Origin of the sequence: Undibacterium sp. Ji49W, assembly GCF_049340205.1 — a bacterium.
GTDB lineage: Bacteria > Pseudomonadota > Gammaproteobacteria > Burkholderiales > Burkholderiaceae_D > Undibacterium.
The window spans coordinates 1-2,567 of record NZ_JBMPOW010000042.1 but is presented as its reverse complement, the minus strand read 5'-3'; the positions used below and the strand labels follow the sequence as shown (position 1 = coordinate 2,567).

Sequence of the window (2,567 nt, the reverse complement as noted above, 5' to 3'; positions counted from 1 at the left end):
GTTTTCTGTTGCGCCACCGTTGCCGTGCCTAAATTCAGATTGTTCTGATACGTGCCGGTTGTCGTTGTCGCCGTGCCCGTGGTAGAACTGGCAGTCGTTGTCCCCAGCTTGACCTGCTGCACAAACGATGCATTACTCGCCACCTGCGCTGCATTCGGTGCGGTCTGTACAGGCGGCAAGGACACTACCTGTACATTCAGACTATTGATCTGGCTTTGCAGGCCCGCCATATAGTTCTGCCATGCAATCAGCGTTGCACTGGCCGTTGGATTGGATGCACTCAACTGAATGAACAGCGTGTTTGCTGTCAATAAACTATACGTACGGTATTCCAGTGCTGCTTGCAGGATGCTGGGGTCGTTGGAAGTGACCGGTTCCGGTAAAGCCGGTGGCTGCGGCAATGTTGGCGTAGTGGGTGTCGTAGGCGTGGTCGGCGTTGTTGGTGTCGTTGGCGTTGTCGGATTCGTAGGCGTTGTTGGTGTGGTCGGCGTCGTCACACCTCCTTGCCATACTGCCACTTGCGCTCTAAGACTGTCTACCTGACTTTGCACGTTCGCAATATAGATTTGCCAGGCATTAATCACTTCACCTGGGGTAGCAGGATCGGCAGCCGTCAATTGCTGCAACTGATACGTCGCGTTACCGAGCATACTGGAAAGCAACGACAACTGAGTCAGCATCGTAAGCATATCCGTCGGTTGTGGGAACGACGGTATTTCAGGAGGCATGTTGGCAGTGCCCTCTGCGCTCGTCTCCATCATCACAGGCGCAAAGCTGACATTGTCTTCATCAGGCGTTTCCGTTAATGCACTTGCCTCTCCGGCCTCACTATCCTCCCCACCATCACTCAAGGCCATCACCCCAAACATAGCCCGTGCCGCAAACAGGGCAGCCGTGGTGGGAGCTGGGGCTGGAGCGGGCGCAGCCCAGGTATCTGTTTTACCTGTTCCATTACCCGCATTGGCCGCAAAGCTATTGTGATTTTGTTCCGTGAAGCTATGAAACACCTGACCATTCACCATCAGATGACTGGTGGCCATACCTGCCTGCTCACTCACCAGCACCTGGCCACGGGCATCAGTGATCTGATGGCTGACGTAAGTGGTCACGTTATTGTTCTGCGCCCGGTCAGCGTCCACTACCTGAATCTGCTTGCCGTTGACGTCATAACTGACTTGCTGGGTATTCCACAGATTGAATTCGGCCCACTGACCGTTGCTGAAGGTCGATTGAGAGCCGGCGCGTAAATACCCCTCCGCCAGACTAAAATCGATACTCACGTTGACATGATTGCCTATATTGTCATCACTGCTATAGCCACGCAGGTTACCTACGGCATCATAGGTACTGTAATTCATCACCCGGGTATTCTGATCCCGTACGTTATAGTTCACCTCTTTCCTGAGAAGACCGTTGGCATCGTAGTAATGGGTATTCCTGGTTGCCGTTTCTGCAAAGGCCGCCAGCTGACTGACCTGCAAAGCCTGCAGATAACGCGCATCCAGACTGCTGTTGATACCCTGCTGAAGCAGACGACCGGCACCGTCATACAAACGCTGATCCACCACCGTTGCCAGGTTCTCTGCCAGACGGTTGCCCTGCGCATCATAACTGGCCACCGCAATCGTGCTTAAGCGGTTGGCGGCATCATAAGTGAAGTAACGGGTGATCAGGCCTTCCCGCACGATATAGCTCGTGTTGCCCGTGTCTGGCTGGCCGTTGGCACCCAATGGTATCTGTGCCACCAGCTCCTTGCCCCAGGTAGTATCACTGGCCACATTGCCGTTCTTGTCGTAAGTCAGTACATGACCTTGCGTACTGTTCAGATTGTTTGCGTTGGCAGCATTACCGTTACTCGCGCCTTCCGCCAGCGTTTGCCTTTGCATACTGTCATAGGCATACCAGTTGCTGGTGACGGATGCCGCAGTGGCGGCAGTGTCATGGCTCACGGTATGGGTGCTGCCACTGATGCTGACCTGACGGTTGATGGTACCGGCAGTCTGTGCCAGTTGCACATTCAGTTCATGCGAGAGATTACCCGCCTTGTCATAGTCGAGTGCGCTGATATAGCCATCATCCAATGCCTCAATCAGCGAAACCTGGCCCTGCGCGTTGTAGCTCAGACGCGTGTTTTGCAGACTGATGTCCGCCTGAATGGTTTGCTCCCTGGTATGTTGTCCTGCCAGGTTATAGCTGTACAGCGTCGTCTTGTCCGTCGCCAGATCACGGATCTGGGTGACTTGTCCCGCTTCGTTGTAATGGTAGTTCAGGTTCTGGCCACGGGTATTGGTCTGTTGCAGCAATTGCCCGGCGCTGTCATAGCGATAGCTATAAGTGGCACCACCGATGTCCTTGTGGCTTTGCAACTGGCCCTGTGCATTGTATTGCCAGGTACTGATCTTGCCATTGGCATCGCGGTAGGCGATTTGATGGCCCTGGGCATCATAAGCATACTGCTCATACTGACCCAGGGGTTTCGTCGTGAGGATGAGGTTGCCACGCAGATCGTAGCCATATTGCGTGGTTTCCCCATTCGCATTGGTCCTGGCGATGACACGTCCGGCCTG

1 protein-coding gene is annotated in these 2,567 nt (G+C 54.3%); it reads right to left on the bottom strand.

All coding sequences use genetic code 11. From position 1 onward, the window contains the following. Positions 1-2,567, bottom strand: a 2,567-nt coding sequence (locus ACO0LK_RS26925; RefSeq protein ID WP_422980596.1) for a hypothetical protein, incomplete at both ends; no start/stop codon positions are given.